A 16,114-nucleotide genomic window follows, 5' to 3' on the forward strand; every position below is an offset into this window, starting at 1 on the left:
CGCCGCGCGCACCCGGATCGCGCAATCGAATGGCGCGCTCGGATGGCGCGCTCGGTTCGCCGGTTCGCGGACTTGAGTCGGTTCCCGTGACCCGTTCGCCGCCCCAAGTCGGTCCCCGTGGCCCGGTTCGCCGCCCCAAAACGGTCTCCATAACCCGGTTCACAGTCCCGAGTCGGTCCTCGTAACGCCGACCTGACTGGCGCAATGAGTGGCTATGTGCTTGGTTGTGTCGCCATATGACCATCGACATCAGTGACATTCCCGCCCTCGCCCGGGGATGTGCCGTCCTGGGCACCGGAGGCGGAGGGGACGTGCGTACCGGGTCGCTGGCGGCGATCCGGGCGATCCAGACGTACGGGCCGGTGCCGCTCATCGAGCTGGCGGACCTGCCCGCCGACGCGCTGGTCGTGCCGCTGTCCGGCATCGGCGCGCCGACCGTCAGCCACGAGATGATCCACGGTGAGGACGAGCCCAAGCGGATCGCGGAGGAGATCGAGCGGATCTTCGGCCGCCCGCCCGCCGCGGTCATGTCGTCGGAGATCGGCGGGGCGAACGGTGTCGCGCCCGTCGCCTGGGCCGCCCAGCTCGGCCTGCCGCTGCTCGACGCCGACGGTATGGGGCGGGCGTTTCCCGAGGTGCAGATGGTGTCGATGTACGTGGCGGGGCTGCCTGCCGACCTCGTCATCATGTCCGACATCGTGGGGAACATCGTGACCATCCGCCCCATCGACGGCCTCTGGTCCGAGCGTCTGGCGCGCGCCGTCTGCGTGGCGGCGGGCTCGCACGCGCTGATGGCCGACTACGTGCTCACCGCCGCACAGGCGCGCGGCGCGGTCATCGAGGGCACGGTCACCCGCGCGCTGGCCGTCGGCCGGGCCACCGAGGGCACGGCGGAGCCGCTGCGCGCCCTGGCGGAACGGCTCGGCGCGGCCCGGCTGATCACCGGCAAGCTGACGGACGTCGAACGGCGCACCACCGGCGGGTTCGTCAGGGGCACGGCCACGATCGAGGGCACCGGTGACGACCGGGGCCGCACGCTCACGCTGGAGCTCCAGAACGAGAACCTCGTCGCCCTCGAAAACGGCCGGCCCCGGGCCATGGTGCCCGACCTGATCACGGTGGTCGACACCGAGACGGCCGCCGCCGTACAGACCGAGGGTCTGCGCTACGGCCAGCGCGTCACGGTGCTCGCCTGGCCGTGCGACCCGCTCTGGCGGACGCCCAAGGGGCTGGAGACGGCGGGGCCGCGCGCGTTCGGCTACGACCTGGAGTACGTGCCGATCGAGGAACTGGTGAAGGGGGAACTGCGTGGCTGAGGGCGCGTTACGGATCGGGATCGACGTCGGCGGCACGAACACGGACGCCGTCGTGCTGGACGCCGCCGACCGGGTGGTGGCGAAGGCCAAGCGGCCGACGACGCCGGACGTGACCGAAGGGTTACAGGCGGCCCTGGACGCGGTGCTGGCCGACGTGACCGCGTGGGAGCGGATCACCCGGGTCATGCTGGGCACCACGCACGCGACCAACGCGATCCTGGAGCGCAGGAACCTCGGCCGGGTGGCCGTGCTCCGGCTCGGCGCGCCCGCCACCACCGCCGTGCCGCCGCTCTCCGACTGGCCGGACGACCTGCGCAAGGCCGTGTCCGCCGGTGAAGTCATCGTGCCTGGCGGTCACTACGTCGACGGCCGCGAGATCGGCCCGCTCGACCTCGGCGCGATCCGCCGGTTCCTGGACGGCGTGCGGGCCGACGCCGTGGCGGTGACCGGGGTGTTCAGCCCGGCCAGCGCCGACCACGAGCGGGCGGTCGAGGAGCTGGTCCGGGACGAGTACGGGCTGCCCGTCTCGGTGAGCCATGAGATCGGCTCACTCGGGCTGCTGGAGCGGGAGAACGCGGCCGTGCTCAACGCCGCCCTGTACGGGGTGGCGGCGCAGGTGACCGAGGCCCTGGTGGCGGCGCTGGCCGAACGGGGGCTGGGGGCGCGGCCGTACCTCGCCCAGAACGACGGCACGCTCATGACAGTGGCGCACGCCGCGCGGCTGCCGGTGTCCACGATCGGCTCCGGACCGGCGAACTCGCTGCGCGGGGCGGCGTTCCTGTCGGGGGTACGCGACGCGATCGTGGCCGACGTGGGCGGCACCTCCACGGACCTGGGCGTGCTCGTCGGCGGCTTCCCGAGGGAGTCGGCGGCGGCGGTGGAGATCGGCGGGGTGCTGACGAACTTCCGGATGCCGGACATCCTGGCCATCGCCCTAGGCGGCGGCACGGTCGTGAGGTCGGGCGGTACCGGCGTGCGGGTGGGGCCGGACTCAGTGGGGTACCGGATCGCGGAGGAGGCGCTGGTCTTCGGCGGCGCCACGTCGACGGTCACCGACGCCGCCGTGGCGGGTGGCCGCGTCCCGGCGAACGCGGCCGACTGGCGCGAACGACTGGAAGCCGCCGCCCGCGCGGCGCGGGCGGGCGAGGCCGCGAAGCCCGCGGGAACGGCGCCGTACGGCGCGGGCGACATGTCGGAAACATTCAGCGACACTCTGCAAAGCGCGCTGGCCGTCGCCGACGCCATGGTGATCGACGCCGTGGACCGGATGGCGCTCGGCCGGGCCGACCGTCCGCTGGTGGCGGTGGGTGGCGGCGCGTTCCTGCTGCCCGCCGAGATCCCCGGTGTGAGCGGCGTCATCCGTCCCGAGCACGCCGAGGTGGCCAACGCGGTCGGTGCGGCCATCGCCCTCGCGAGCGGCAGAGTCGATACGATCTCGCCTGCGGGCGAAAGCCGGGCAAAGGCGATCGAAAGAGTCAAAGAGGAGGCGGCGGCTCGTGCCGTGGCGGCGGGTGCGGACCCGGCCAGGGTGGAGATCGTCGACCTGCTCGAGGTGCCGCTGAGCTACCTCTCAGAACCCGCGGTGCGGGTACACGTCAAAGCCGCCGGACCTCTGTCCCGGTGACAGATCGAAAGGACTCCCCACCCATGCGCTGGCACAAGCGTCTGCTCGTCGCCGGGGTCGCCGGGGCCGTGGCCATGACCGCAACCGCGTGCGCGGGCGGCCAGGTGCGCGGTGCTGATCGGACCCCGAAGCCGAGCGCCACGACGAGCGAGTCCGCCGCCGCGGCCACCAAGGCCAACGACGCCACTTTCGTCTACGCGCCCAACCTCGACGTGGTCACGGACTGGGACCCGGCGACCTCGTACTCCAACGAGATCATCGCCATGTCCAACATCTACGAGGGCCTGACCAGGTACAACACCCAGTCGCAGAAGCCCGAGCCGCGGCTGGCCACCGAGTGGACGTCGGCCGACGGCGGCAAGCAGTGGACGTTCAAGCTGCGCCAGGGCGTGAAGTTCCACACCGGCGCGCCCATGGACGCCGGGGCGGCCAAGAAGGCCATCGAGCGCACGATCAAGATGAACGCCGGCGCCGCCTATATCTGGGGCTCGGTCAAGACGATCGAGACGCCCGACCCGGCGACACTGACGTTCACGCTCAAGTACGCGGCACCGCTGGACCTGATCGCCTCCTCCGGCTACGCCGCCTACATCTATGACACGGCCGCCGCCGACAAGCTCAAGGACGGCAAGACCGACGCCGGCACCGGCCCGTACACCATCGACACCTGGCAGAAGGGCAAGGAGACCGAGCTCACGCTGAAGGCGTACGAGGACTACTGGGGCGGCTGGAAGCCCGAGCAGTACAAGAAGATCGCCTTCCGGGTCACCCCCGAGATCACCACCGCCTGGCAGCTGCTGCAGAAGGGGGAGGTGAACTTCGTCGAGCGCCTCAACCCGCAGCTCTTCGAGAAGGCGGGCGCGACCCAGGGCGTGCAGACCTCGCAGACGCCGTCCTTCCAGAACCTCCTGCTGCTGTTCAACACCGCCACCGGCCCGATGAAGGACGTCAGGATCCGGCAGGCGCTCCAGCTCGCGCTCGACTACGACGGCCTCGTGGCGGCGCTGAAGGGCGCGGGCAAGAAGAGCACCGGCCTGGTGCCGCAGGGCCTCATCGGCTACACCGCCAACCTGGAACCCAAGCAGGACCTGCCCAAGGCGCAGGAGCTGCTGGCCGAGGCGGGTTACGGCCGCGACCTGCCCGAGCTGAAGCTGAAGATGACCTACGCCCAGGGCGACGAGGACCAGAAGCTCCTGGTGACGCTGCTCAGCTCGGCGCTGAAGGAGCTCAACGTGAGCCTGGAGGCCAAGCCGATGGCCTGGAACGCGCAGTGGGACCAGGGCAAGAAGCAGGGCCAGGACATCTTCGTCATGTACTGGTATCCCGACTACGCCGACGCCTACTCGTGGTTCCTCAACGTGTTCAGGAGCGCGGACAAGCCGCAGTTCAACCTCTCCTACCTGAAGAACACCGAGATCGACAAGGAGATCGACGCGCTGCCGCAGCTCACGGCCACCGACAAGTTCGCCGCCGAGCAGTCGTACGCGACCATCCAGAAGCAGATCATCCAGGACCAGGCCGCGGTGGCGGTGCCGTACGTGCAGACCTACCAGCGCGCGCTGACGGCGGACGTGCAGGGGTACGTCGACAACCCGGCTTATCCCAACGTGGTCTTCTTCTACGATCTCAAGCCCGCAAGCTGACCCGTGCCGCGCTATCTGGCCCGCCGCCTCGGCCAGGCCGTCCTGGTCGTGGCCGGGGTGGTCGTGCTGACGTTCGCCATCATGCGGCTGGTGCCCGGCGATCCGGCCGTCGCGTTCGCCGGGCCGAAGGCGACGGCCGAGGAGCTCGCCGCGGCCCGGCTGCGGTTCGGGCTGGACGACGCGATCCCTGTGCAGCTCTGGAACTACGTCAGGGACCTGGTCACGGGAGACTGGGGCATCAGCCTGCGGACCCGGCAGCCGGTCCGCGAGGACCTGCTGCTCGCCTTCCCCGCCTCGCTGGAGCTGGTCGGTGCGGCGCTGCTCATCGCGATCGCGGTGGGCATCCCGGTCGGCGTGCTCGCCGCCCGCTATAAGACGAAATTTCCGGACTTTGGGGTGCGGGTCGCGAGCATGCTGGCCGTCTCGGTGCCGGTGTTCTGGCTGGCCCTGGCCCTGCAGACGGTGTTCGCCAGCAACCTCGGCTGGTTCCCGGTCGCCGGAGAGTACGACTCCGTGCTCGACACCACCAGCCCCCTGACGCTCTGGACCAACATCACCGTCGTCGACGCGCTCATCACCGGCAACTGGCCCATCTTCACCAGCACGCTCGAACACCTGGTGCTGCCCGCGCTGGTCGTGGCCGCCTACCCGGCGGGCGTGATCGCGCAGATGACCAGGGCGGCGCTCATCGAGGAGTCCGGGCAGGACCACGCCCGGCTGGAGCGGGCGCTCGGCTTCGGGGAGACGTCGATCCTGACCAGGTTCGCGCTGCGGCCCGCGCTGAACCCGGTGCTGTCCCTGATCGCCCTGGTCTTCGCGTACGCGATCGTGAACGGCTTCCTGGTCGAGGCGGTGTTCAACTGGCCGGGGCTGGGCCGGTACGCCGTCGAGTCGATCCACAGCCTCGACACCCCGGCCATCGCGGGCGTCACGCTGCTGGTCGCGATGGTCTATGTGCTGGCCAACCTCGTCGTGGACCTCCTCCAGGGCGTGGTCGATCCGAGGGCGAGGGCCCGATGACGCAGACGCGGGTGGCCGAGGAGCCGGTGCGGTTGCGCCGTACGCTGCCGAAGATCACCGACCGGTTCGCCGCCGCCGGGGCGGTGCTCATCGTGCTCGTCCTGCTGGCCACGATCCTGGCCCCGTGGCTCGCGCCGTACCCCGTGGACCGGCTCGCTCCCGTCGACGCGCTGCTCCCGCCGAGCGGCGCGCACTGGTTCGGGACCGACAAGGTCGGGCGGGACGTGCTCACGCGGGTCCTGTACGGCGGGCGGACCTCCCTGACCATCGCCGTGGCGGTGCTGGCGATGTCGGCGGCCGTGGGCGTCACGCTGGGCGTGGTGGCGGGCTACGCCGGCGGCTGGGTGCGGGATACGATCATGCGCGTCACCGACGTCTTCCTGGCCTTCCCCGCGCTGCTGCTCTCGCTGGCACTGGCCGTGGTGCTGCAGCCCAGCGTGACGACCGCGATCGTGGCCATCGCGGCGACCTGGTGGCCCTGGTACGCCCGGCTGTCCGCCTCCGTGGCGGCCTCCATCTCGACGCGTGGCTACGTGGACGCCGCCCGCTGCCTGGGCGTGCCCGCGCCCATGATCGTCCTGAGGCACGTCCTGCCGAACTCGCTCACCCCCGTCCTGGTCCAGATCTCCCTCGACGCGGGCGGGGTGATCCTCACCGCCGCCGCGCTGTCGTACCTGGGGCTCGGCGCGCAGGAGCCGACGGCGGAGTGGGGGCTGATGGTGGAGCAGGGACAGACGCTGTTCACCACGAACTGGTGGGTCGTGACCTTTCCCGGGCTGGCGATCCTGGTGACGGCGTTCGCCTTCAACGTGCTGGGGGAAGGGCTGCGCAACGCCCTGGACCCCCGAAGGGTCGTCAAGTGATCGAGGTCAGGGATCTTCAGGTGCGGTACGGCGAGCGGGTGGTCGCGAGCGTGCCGGAGCTGGACGTGCATGCGGGGGAGTGCGTGGCGATCGTGGGGGAGAGCGGGTCGGGCAAGTCGACCACGCTGCTCGCACTGCTGGGCCTCACCGAGGGCGCCCACGTGTCCGGAAATATCCGGGTCTGTGGGGTGGAGGTGCTCCAGGCACCGGAACGGCGGCTCCGCGAGATCAGGGGCGCCAGGGTGGCCCTCGTGATGCAGTCACCCCAGGCCGCGCTCAGCCCCACGACCCGCCTGGGCACCCTGATGCGCCGTGCGCTGAAACTGCACGGTCGCGGCGAGCAGGCGGCCCAGCGCGGGACCGTGCAAGGGGATGGGCGGGGGAAGGTGCGGCGGATCATGGTGGAGGCCGTAGAGGCGGTCATGCTCGATCCGGGGATCCTGCGCCGCTATCCGCACGAGATCTCCGGCGGCCAGGCGCAGCGGTTCGCGATCGCGCTGGCCATCGCGCTCGGCGCCGAGGTGATCCTGGCCGACGAGCCCACCAGCGCGCTCGACGTCACCGTGCAGGCCGAGGTCGTCGGCGTGCTGCGGCGGCTGCGCGCGGAGCGCGGCCTGGCCCTGCTGCTCGTCTCCCACGACCTGGCCCTGGTCTCCACGATCGCCGACCGGGTGCTGGTCATGAAGGACGGCGCGGTCGTGGAGAGCGGCCCGGCCGGCGAGGTGCTCGCCGAGCCGTCCCACCCGTACACCCGTGAGCTGCTGGAGGCGCTGCCGTGACGATGCTCAGGGCGGAGGGGGTGACGCTCGGGTACGGCCGGACGCCCGTCGTGCACGACGTCACGCTCGACCTCACTGACGGCGGCGTCGGCCTGATCGGGGAGAGCGGCTCGGGCAAGACCACGCTGGCGCGGGCCTTCCTGGGCCTGCTAACCCCCACATCCGGAAATATCTGGTACGGCCAGCAAACCCTGAAAAAAGCTGACATGAGGGCGTTTCGCAGAGACGTCCAACCGGTCTTCCAGGCCGAAGCCCTCGACCCCAGGATGCGCGTCGGCGCCTCCATAGCCGAGGCCCTGCCCAGAAGCGCCAGGTACCGCGTCCCCGAGCTCCTGGACCAGGTCGGCCTCTCCCCGGACCTGGCCACCAGGCGTCCGCACCAGCTCTCGGGCGGCCAGCGCCAGCGCGTGGTCATCGCCAGGGCGCTCGCGGTCGGCCCACGGCTGCTCATCCTCGACGAGCCCACCAGCGCGCTCGACGTGACCGTCCAGGCCAGGATCCTCGACCTGCTGGCCGGCCTGGACACCGAACATCTGCTCATCACCCACAACCTGGCCGTGGTCGGCCGGCTCTGCCGCACCTCGCACGTGCTGTTCGCGGGCCGCGTGGTGGAGTCGGGCCCGACGGCCGACATTCTGGCCAGGCCCGCTCACCCGTACACGCTGGCGCTGCGTGACGCCGTACCGAAGCTCGGGGGAGAGCCGCCCGTGGCCAGGGGCAGGACGGAGGCGCGGCCGGCGGAGACGGGCTGCGCGTTCCGGCTGCGCTGCCCGCTGGCCGCGCCGGAGTGCGCGACGGCGCCCGCCCTCAAAGAGGTCGAGGGCCGCCAGGTGGCCTGCCACCGCGCCGAAGACGTGCTGGGCTGAGCACGCTCACCCAGCTGGGACGGGCTGAGGGCGCTTACTTGGCCGTGCTGTCCGCGAAGCGGCCCTGGAGGTGGGCGCACAGATCGTCGGAGAGTTTGGACAGCAGCCGCTCCAGCTCCGCCCGCTCGTCCGTGGGCCAGTCGGCGATCGCGGCGTCGAACCAGTCGACGGTGATGCGGCGGCATCGGGTGGCCGCCTCGGCGCCCTCATCGGTGAGCGCGATCCGCCAGGCCCGGCCGTCGTCGGGGTCCTTGACCCGGGACAGCAGCCCGCGCTGCTCCAGCGACGAGACGTGCCGGGTCACGTGCGGGCTCTCCACCTGCAGGCCCTCGGCGATCGCGCCCACCCTGCGCGGCTCACCGGCGTCGAGGAGATAGACGAGGATCTGCACGTCAGGACGGTCGAGCCGGACGCCGGCCGCCTGGGTCAGCTGATCATGCGTCTTGGCGCGGTTGAGGGTGGTCACCAACCGCCTGAAGGCCGACACCGTCTTGCTGAGATCTTCACCCATCGCTTTGATTACCTAACTTACGTATGTATCATCGTCTCTCGGTTACTTACCCAAGTTATCTAAGGAGCCGACATGGCGACAATCGTCGCTTCCGCGCCGCCTGAGACGTCCGAGCGGAGCCCGTGGCCCGCGGTGGTCGCGCTCGCGTTCGCGGCCTCCATCGCCGCCTTGCAGAACACGGCCGTGGTCCCCTTGCTTCCCGTGCTCCAGCGTGAGCTGCACACCTCGCTCTCCGCCGTGAGCTGGACGCTCACGCTGAGCCTGCTGGTCGGCGCGGTGTCCACGCCGCTGCTGTCCAGGTTCGGCGACATGTACGGCAGGCGGCCGATGATCCTCGGCGCGCTGGCCCTCCTGGTGATCGGCTCTGTCATCGGGGGACTGGCCACCTCGTTGCCGTGGTTGCTCGTGGGCCGGGTCCTGCAAGGGTTCGTGGCGGCGCTGGTGCCACTGGCGATCGGGGTGGTCCGAGACCTGGTGCCCAGGCAGCAGCTGGCCACCGGCATCGGGGTGCTCAGCGCCACGATGGGGTTCGGCAGCGGTGGCGGGATGATCCTCGCGGGGCTCGCCTCGGGCGACTACCACGCCGTGTTCTGGATCACCGCCGCGATCACGGTGGTCGCCGCGGTGATCGTCGCCTTCCTGGTCCGTGACCAGGCTCCGGGTCGCGGCGGGCGGCCGGACCTGGCCGGGGCGTTCCTGCTGACCGTGTGGCTCGTGGCGCTGCTGCTGGCCATCAGCGAGGGCGGATCGTGGGGCTGGGGCTCGCCGGGGGTGCTCGGGCTGTTCGCGGCCGCGGTGGTGGTCGCGGTGGTCTGGGTGGCCGTCGAGCGGCGGGTGGCCGAGCCGCTGGTGCAGATGTCGATGCTGGTGCAGCGCGGCACGGTCGGCGCGACGGTGGCCTCGATGCTGCTCGGGTTCGCCTTCTTCACCGTCATGACCGGCATCTCGGGCTTCACCCAGGCGCCGGCCTCGGGTCTGCGGGCCTCCACCTTGGAGGTGGGGTTCTACCTGCTGCCCAGCACGCTGTTCATGCTGGTGATCTCGCTGTTCGCCGGGCGGTTCATGCGCAGGTTCTCGGCCTCGTCGATGGTGGCGGCCGGTGCCGGGATCGTCGCGCTCGCGGCGGTCTGGCTGGTCTTCGCGCACCGGACCGGAGGTGACATCTACGTGGCGACGTCGCTGCTGGGCATCGGGCTCGGGGTGGGTTACGCGGCTCTCGGCACCATGGCGGTCGAGCACGTCGCCCCGGACAAGACGGCGCTGGCCGCCGGGGTCAACGCGCTGGTACGCATCGTGGGCGGCAGCACCGCGGGCGCGGTCATCGCCGCCGTCCTGGCCGCCCAGCCGGGCGTACTCGGATATCAGTGGGTCTTCGGGGTCGCCGCCGTCGCGGGCGGGGTGGCGGCGGCCTTCGCCGCCGTGTTCGGCCTGCTCAACCGCCGCGTGGCCGTCGCGACGGCCTGAACACGACAGCCCGCGGGGGGTGATGCGGCCTGGGGGCGCTCAGAGCGCCTTCAGGCCGCTGATCACCTCCAGCAGCACCGTGGCGTCGGGCGCGGCGCGCGGCGGCTCGACCTGGACGAGCTGCTGCGCGTGCAGGTCGCCGACGAGCACCCGGACCACACCGATGGGCAGGTTCAGCTCGGCGGCCACGTCCACGAGCCGGGTCGGTTTCGTGCACTTCTGCATGATGATCAGATGCTCGGGGCCGAGCCCGGCCGGCGGCGTCAGGCCGCCGGCCGTGATGATCACCGCGATGAGGTCGATGGCCTTGCTCGCGGGGACGGTCCGGCCCCTGGTCAGTAAGTAGGCGGGGACGATAGGACCAGCGTCCTCGTCCAGCCACCGCTCGTCATTCACTGGGCACCACCCGCATGGGCCGGGCGGCGGGCTCCTTGGCGCGGCTCTCCGGCTCGGCCGGCGGGTCGCTCACGTGTTCTGCCGGGATCAACACGATCGCGGTGGTCCCTCCATATGGTGAACCGCGTAACGTGACGCGGATGTCATGCCTGGCGGCCAGGCGGGAGACGACGAAAAGGCCGAGCTCGTCACTGTCGGCCAGGTCGAACTCCGGTGGGCTGGCCAGGCGCTCGTTGCACTCGGCCAGCTTCTCTTCGCTCATCCCGAGACCGCGGTCCTCCACCTCGAAGACGAAGCCGCGGGCCGCCGCCTCGCCGCGCACGACGACCGTGGTGTGCGGCGGGGAGCTGACGGTGGCGTTCTCGATGAGCTCGGCGATCAAGTGAATCACATCGCCGACCACCGGGCCGGCCAGGCGCTGCCCGGGCATCGGCTCGACGGTGACGCGCTGGTAGTCCTCGACCTCGGCCGCCGCGCCGCGGGCCACGTCCAGCAGCGGCACGGGCTTGCTCCAGCCGCGGCCGGGGGTGGCGCCCGACAGGATGATCAGGCCCTCGGCGTGCCGGCGCATGCGGGTGGTCAGGTGGTCGAGGCGGAACAGGTCGTCGAGGGCGTGCGGATCGGTCGTACGGTGCTGCATGCCCTCGAGCTGGATCCGCTGGCGGTGCAGCAGCGTCTGGCTGCGCCTGGCCAGATTGCGGAAGACGTGGCCGACACCGTCGCGCAGCTGCGACTGCCCGACCGCGGCCTCCACGGCCGTCTGCTGGACGGTGGAGAACGCCTGGCCGACGTCGGCGATCTCGACGGTCGTGCTCGCCACCGACAGCTCGGGCACCTCGACCGTCTCACCCTTGCGCAACTTGGCCACCACCTGCGGCAGCCGTTCCTGGGCCACTTCGAGCGCGGCCTGCCGGAGCGCGAGCAGCTCCTTGGACAGCCGCGTACCCATCCGCAGGGAGAAGGCGATCGACACGATCACCAGGACGAAACACGTCCCCGCCAGCACGAACGACTGGTAGAGCACCGAGTCCGCCACCGGCTCCGCCCGCGCGGAGAGCATCGTGCTCGCCTGCATCTGGGCTTCCTGGAACGACTTGGCCATCGCGTCGGCCGTGGTCAGCCAGGACTTCGGGGCGCCGCCCGCGATGATCTGGTCCTCCATGAGCCGCATCCGCTGATAGGCGGCCGAGGTGATCAGCGACACCTGCGTGTCGCGCAGGCGCGGGTCGAGCTCGCCGAGCGCCTGGTCGATGAGGAAGCGCCGGTTGCCGACCCACTGGGTGAACAGCCTGCGCTCGGCGACCGAGGTCGGCCCGACCGCGATGGCCTGCTCCCTGGTGAGCAGCTCCTTGGCGTACCCCATGTCGATGACGATGCGCGACTGCTCGTAGATGGGGATGTCGTCGATGAACGCCACCCGCCGGTGCAGGCCGAAGAGCGCGTCGGTCATCGCGTTGTAGGACTCGACCGCGCGCAGGCGGTCGGACAGGCCCGCGTCGATCTCGGCCCTGATCGCGTCCAGCCGGTCCATCTGCGTGAGCACCGAGTCGACCTGGGTCCTGATCATCTCCGAGGAGTTCATGGACAGGCTGGAGAGCTTCTTGAAGTCCGCGTCGGCCGCGTCGGTCTTGGTGCGCTGCGCCGCGATGGCCGACCGGTCGGCCGAACTCCCCGTACGCAGCAGCTTCACCGAGGCCAGGCGCTCGCGCTGGATCTCGTTGATGAGCTTGTACGCGGGCAGCCGCAGGTTGGTCCAGAGCGTCTTGTACTGGCGCAGTTCCAAGCTCTGGCTGGCACTGACGGCAGTGATGACTCCCCACAGCACCACCATCGAGGCAAGCGGAACCAGCAGTAGGCCGATGATCTTCATGCGGATCGTTCGGCTACGACCCATGGCACCTCATTCCGGTCGGTCCCCTGCTGGCAACCCCGGACGGGACAAGCCCAGAGGATAGCAATTCGATCTCTGGATTGGCTAATTTTTCGGGACTTTTGGACTTTTGGCGGGCATCGTGCAGTAAGTTTCGGCGTACATCCGTCACAGAGGGAGATGCGTTGCGCCGTCGTCTCGCAGCGGTCGCCGCGCTGGTGCTCTCCATCGCCGCGTGTTCGACCCCTACAGAGGTACGGCAGGCACCGGCCGGAGAGTCGCCGTTCGTCTACGTCCAGAACCTGGACGTGATCACCGACTGGGACCCCAGCCGCTCGTACTCCAACGAGATCATCGCCCTGCAGAACGTCTACGAGACGCTGACCGTCTGGAACCCGGTGACCAAGAAGTCCAGCCCCCGGCTGGCCACCGCGTGGCGCTCGTCGCCGGACGGCAAGACGTGGACGTTCACGCTCCGTTCGGGAGTCACCTTCCACACCGGCCGGCCCCTGGATGCCGCGGCGGTGAAGGCGTCGATCGAGCGGACCATCAAGGGCGCGACCGGGGCGTCCTACATCTGGGACGCGGTGTCCGGCATCCGGGCCGACGACCCGGAGACCGTGACGTTCACCCTCAAGTACCCGGTCCCGCTGGACCTGGTCGCCTCCTCCGGCTACGCGGCCTACATCTACGACACCCAGGCCGCGCCCGATCTCGGCAAGTGGTTCCAGGAGGGCCGGGACGCGGGCTCGGGGCCGTACACGGTCGCGAGCTGGCGCAAGGGCAAGGAGAAGGAGCTCACGCTCAAGTCGTACGACGGCTACTGGGGCGGCTGGAGCCAGCCCCACTACCGCACGGTCGAGTTCCGCGTCATACCCGACCCGGAGCGGGCCTGGAAGATGCTGGTCCGCGGCGACGTGAGCTTCGTGGACCGGCTCAACCCGCGCCTGTTCGCCAGGGCGTCGGTCACGCCGGGCCTGCGGACGTCCGAGCGGGCGTCGTTCCAGACGATGATGCTGCTGTTCAACACGGCCGCGGGCCCCATGGCCGACGTACGGGTACGGCGCGCGGTGCAGAAGGCCGTCGACTACCAGGGCATCATCCGGGCGCTCAAGGGCGCCGCCTCACCGTCCAGCGGCATCGTGCCGGAAGGGCTGCCCGGCCACACCCCGGGACGGGTGCCGAAGCAGGACCTCGTTGAGGCCGCGCGGCAGCTCCAGTTGGCGGGTTACGGTCCCACCGGCCGGCCCCTGCGGCTACGGCTCACCTACGCGGAGGGCGACAACGACGAGCGACTGCTCGTCACGAGGCTGCAGGCCACGCTCAAGGCGCTCAACGTCACGCTGGACGCGCGGGCGATGCCGTGGAACGCCCAATGGGAGCTGGGCAAGAAGCGCGGCCAGGACATCTTCGTCATGTACTGGTGGCCGGACTACGCCGACGGCTACTCGTGGTTCGGCAACGTCTTCCACAGCGCCGAGCCGCCCGTCTTCAACCTGGCCTATCTGAAGGACAAGAAGACGGACACGCTGCTCGACACGCTGCCCGAGCTCACGGTGACCGACAAGGCCGCCGCCCAGCGGGGCTTCGCGCAGGCCACGAACCGCATATTGGACCAGCGGGTGGCCGGGGCGCTGCCGTGGGTGGTCAACTACCAGCGGGCGTATCTTGGCGGCATCCAGAACTATGACGACAACCCGGCGTATCCGGACGTGGTGTTCGTCTACGACCTGCGGCCGGCCGGCTGAGTTGTGTTCATCGACTCACTTCGTCAGACGCTTGGACGCGGTCGCGCAGCCGTTGCTTGATCTCTTCAGGGGTGTAGGCGCGGCGGCGTCGTTCGGCCCGCGCGATCGCCACCCCGGTGGCCGCGACTCCCGCGACCCCGGCCAATCCGAGTACCTTCCACCAGCGCATGTGCCTAGGCTAGCGGTGTGCTGACTCTCGACGAGGCCGTGAGCCTGACCAGGACCGGTGATCTGTGGGTCTTCCGCGGGCGCTCGGTGCCGGACCGCGCCATCCAGACGATGACCAACAGCCCGATCAACCACGTCGGCATGGCGATCGTCGTCGAGGACCTGCCGCCCATGATGTGGCACGCCGAGCTCGGCAGGTCGCTGCCCGATCTCTGGTCGGGCACCCACCAGCGTGGGGTTCAGCTGCACGACCTGCGCGACGCGGTCACCGTCTGGGCCAACAGGTACGGCCAGCGGGCCTGGCTCCGCCAGCTCGAACCCGAGGCGACCCCCGAGATGGAGGACGCGGCCCTGCGCGCGGTGGCCCGGCTCGACGGCACCCCGTTCCCCTCCACCGCGAGGTTGGCGGCCCGCTGGGCCAGGGGACGGGTCCCGCAGTTGCGGCGCCGGCTGGGGGAGAGCACGCTGGAGAGCGCTTACTGCGCCGAGATCGTCGCGGTGACGTACGAGGAGATGGGGCTGCTGCCCGGCGGGCGCCGGCCCAACTGGTACGACCCGGGCCGGTTCTGGAGCGGCGACTCTCTCGACCTCGTGGGCGAGCACAAGCTGGGCAACGAGATCACGGTGGGCGTCGAGCGGACCGGCTGACCCGCGTTTTTCAGCGGGTACGCCGCAGGGCCAGCGGCAGGGTGGCGGCGACCAGCGCCGCGGTCACGGCGAAGCCCACGGGGTAACCCGTGTGACCGATGAACAGGCCGAACCCCATCGCGCCGACACCCATCCCCGCGTCGTAGGCGAGGTTCCACAGGGCGCTGACCGGGCCGGATGGGCCGCGTTCGAGCATGAGCGCCAGCGTGGCGTTCTGCAGCACCCCGAACCCGACGCCGAACAGCGCCATCCCGGCCACCACCGCGACCGGCTCGGCGGACCAGACCTGGAGGGCGACGCCCACGGCGGTGACGAGGACGCCGGGCACCAGCAGCCGCTCCGAGCCGTGCCCGTCCCCGATCTTGCCCGCCCACCAGCGGGCCAGTGGCGTGCCGAGCGACTGGGCGAGCAGCGCGCCCGAGGCCAGCTCCGGCGACCCGGCCAGCGGCAGGAACGTCACCAGCACGCCGACGGCCAGCGTGACGGCGGCGAAGATCAGGGTGGGCCGCATCTGGCTCCGCAGATCGAACGTCGCGGACGGCTCGACGCTGGGCCCGGCGGCGGGCTTTATGGCGGGTCTGAGGGCGGGCAGTCCGAGTACCGCGACCAGTCCGGCCAGCGGGATCAGGCCGCCCACGACGAGCACCGGGGTGAAGCCGAGCACTCCGGCCGCCCACAGGCCCAGCGGCAGCCCGATGACCGACGGGACACCCACCGCCACGCCGTACAGGCCGAGTCCCTCGCCACGCCGTTCGGTGGGCACCAGCTCGGCGGCCAGCGCGGTGCCCGCGACGACCAGGATGCCGAGCCCGCCGCCGCGCAGCAGGGCCACCGCGAGGACCAGCGGCAACCCCGCGGACAGGGGGAGCAGCAAGGCGGGCAGGCCGAGCAGCACCAGACCGAGCGCCAGCACGGCGCGGTAGCCGTACCTCGACAGCAGCCACGGGACGGCCAGCTCCAGCAGGACCGTGGACAGCATCATGACGCCGGTCGTCAGCCCCACACCGGTCTCGCCCGCGCCGCCTGACGCGGCGTAGAGCGGCATGGCCGCGAACAGCAGGTAGAACCCGAGCAGCCCACCGGCCGCGGCGGCCATGGTCATGAGCAGCGGACGGGTGAGCAGCGAGCCAGATGGGGCGGGGTGGGTCAACATAACTCAAACGGTGCCGGAGGCGCGTCCTAGGCACATCCGGCATGA

General features: G+C 70.7%; 15 protein-coding genes. 10 read left to right on the plus strand and 5 right to left on the minus strand.

Annotation, left to right across the window (positions count from 1 at the left end; genetic code table 11):
• Positions 1-236 precede the first annotated feature (236 nt).
• The 7 genes from LDL49_RS18780 to LDL49_RS18810 are packed head-to-tail and all read left to right on the plus strand — an operon-like array spanning position 237 to position 8,111.
• Positions 237-1,316, plus strand: coding sequence for an S-methyl thiohydantoin desulfurase family protein (locus LDL49_RS18780; protein ID WP_225292383.1), 1,080 nt, complete (start codon positions 237-239; stop codon positions 1,314-1,316).
• Positions 1,309-2,940 (plus strand): hydantoinase/oxoprolinase N-terminal domain-containing protein, encoded by a 1,632-nt coding sequence (locus LDL49_RS18785; protein ID WP_225292384.1) that lies wholly within the window; start codon positions 1,309-1,311, stop codon positions 2,938-2,940. Before LDL49_RS18780 ends, LDL49_RS18785 begins: the two co-directional genes overlap by 8 nt.
• Before the next feature lie 23 nt (positions 2,941-2,963).
• Entirely contained in the window at positions 2,964-4,583 is a 1,620-nt protein-coding gene (locus LDL49_RS18790) for an ABC transporter substrate-binding protein (RefSeq protein ID WP_225292385.1), read from the plus strand.
• 3 nt (positions 4,584-4,586) lie between these two features.
• Positions 4,587-5,603: an ABC transporter permease gene (locus LDL49_RS18795; protein ID WP_225292386.1), complete on the plus strand. Its 1,017-nt coding sequence runs from the start codon at positions 4,587-4,589 to the stop codon at positions 5,601-5,603.
• A complete protein-coding gene (locus tag LDL49_RS18800) occupies positions 5,600-6,466 on the plus strand; it encodes an ABC transporter permease (RefSeq protein WP_225292387.1) in 867 nt (288 codons plus the stop codon). The genes LDL49_RS18795 and LDL49_RS18800 overlap by 4 nt, the downstream gene beginning before the upstream one ends.
• On the plus strand, positions 6,463-7,245 hold the full coding sequence (locus LDL49_RS18805; RefSeq protein ID WP_225292388.1) for an ATP-binding cassette domain-containing protein: 783 nt from the start codon (positions 6,463-6,465) through the stop codon (positions 7,243-7,245). The genes LDL49_RS18800 and LDL49_RS18805 overlap by 4 nt, the downstream gene beginning before the upstream one ends.
• A gap of 2 nt (positions 7,246-7,247) precedes the next feature.
• The gene (locus tag LDL49_RS18810) at positions 7,248-8,111 is read left to right on the plus strand and encodes an ABC transporter ATP-binding protein (protein WP_225292611.1); all 864 of its coding nucleotides are present in this window, start codon (positions 7,248-7,250) and stop codon (positions 8,109-8,111) included.
• Positions 8,112-8,145: 34 nt separating this feature from the next.
• On the opposite strand, the gene LDL49_RS18815 is transcribed toward LDL49_RS18810, so the two are convergent.
• A complete protein-coding gene (locus LDL49_RS18815) occupies positions 8,146-8,622 on the minus strand; it encodes a MarR family winged helix-turn-helix transcriptional regulator (protein ID WP_225292389.1) in 477 nt (158 codons plus the stop codon).
• A 72-nt stretch (positions 8,623-8,694) separates the two neighbouring features.
• Here LDL49_RS18815 and LDL49_RS18820 point away from each other — a divergent pair, with 72 nt between their 5' ends.
• Entirely contained in the window at positions 8,695-10,086 is a 1,392-nt protein-coding gene (locus tag LDL49_RS18820) for an MFS transporter (RefSeq protein WP_225292390.1), read from the plus strand.
• Between the two features lie 39 nt (positions 10,087-10,125).
• Here LDL49_RS18820 and LDL49_RS18825 read toward each other — a convergent pair whose 3' ends face one another.
• Positions 10,126-10,482, minus strand: coding sequence for a DUF742 domain-containing protein (locus LDL49_RS18825; protein WP_225292391.1), 357 nt, complete (start codon positions 10,480-10,482; stop codon positions 10,126-10,128).
• Positions 10,475-12,376: a sensor histidine kinase gene (locus LDL49_RS18830; RefSeq protein WP_225292392.1), complete on the minus strand. Its 1,902-nt coding sequence runs from the start codon at positions 12,374-12,376 to the stop codon at positions 10,475-10,477. Before LDL49_RS18830 ends, LDL49_RS18825 begins: the two co-directional genes overlap by 8 nt.
• A 161-nt stretch (positions 12,377-12,537) precedes the next feature.
• Here LDL49_RS18830 and LDL49_RS18835 point away from each other — a divergent pair, with 161 nt between their 5' ends.
• Positions 12,538-14,100, plus strand: coding sequence for an ABC transporter substrate-binding protein (locus LDL49_RS18835; RefSeq protein ID WP_225292393.1), 1,563 nt, complete (start codon positions 12,538-12,540; stop codon positions 14,098-14,100).
• A gap of 7 nt (positions 14,101-14,107) precedes the next feature.
• Here LDL49_RS18835 and LDL49_RS18840 read toward each other — a convergent pair whose 3' ends face one another.
• Entirely contained in the window at positions 14,108-14,269 is a 162-nt protein-coding gene (locus LDL49_RS18840) for a hypothetical protein (RefSeq protein WP_225292621.1), read from the minus strand.
• 20 nt (positions 14,270-14,289) lie between these two features.
• Here LDL49_RS18840 and LDL49_RS18845 point away from each other — a divergent pair, with 20 nt between their 5' ends.
• On the plus strand, positions 14,290-14,916 hold the full coding sequence (locus LDL49_RS18845) for a hypothetical protein (protein WP_225292612.1): 627 nt from the start codon (positions 14,290-14,292) through the stop codon (positions 14,914-14,916).
• A 10-nt stretch (positions 14,917-14,926) separates the two neighbouring features.
• Here LDL49_RS18845 and LDL49_RS18850 read toward each other — a convergent pair whose 3' ends face one another.
• Positions 14,927-16,069, minus strand: coding sequence for an MFS transporter (locus LDL49_RS18850; protein WP_225292394.1), 1,143 nt, complete (start codon positions 16,067-16,069; stop codon positions 14,927-14,929).
• Between the last annotated feature and the right edge of the window lie 45 nt (positions 16,070-16,114).

Origin of the sequence: Nonomuraea aurantiaca (genome assembly GCF_020215705.1) — a bacterium.
Classification (GTDB): domain Bacteria; phylum Actinomycetota; class Actinomycetes; order Streptosporangiales; family Streptosporangiaceae; genus Nonomuraea; species Nonomuraea aurantiaca.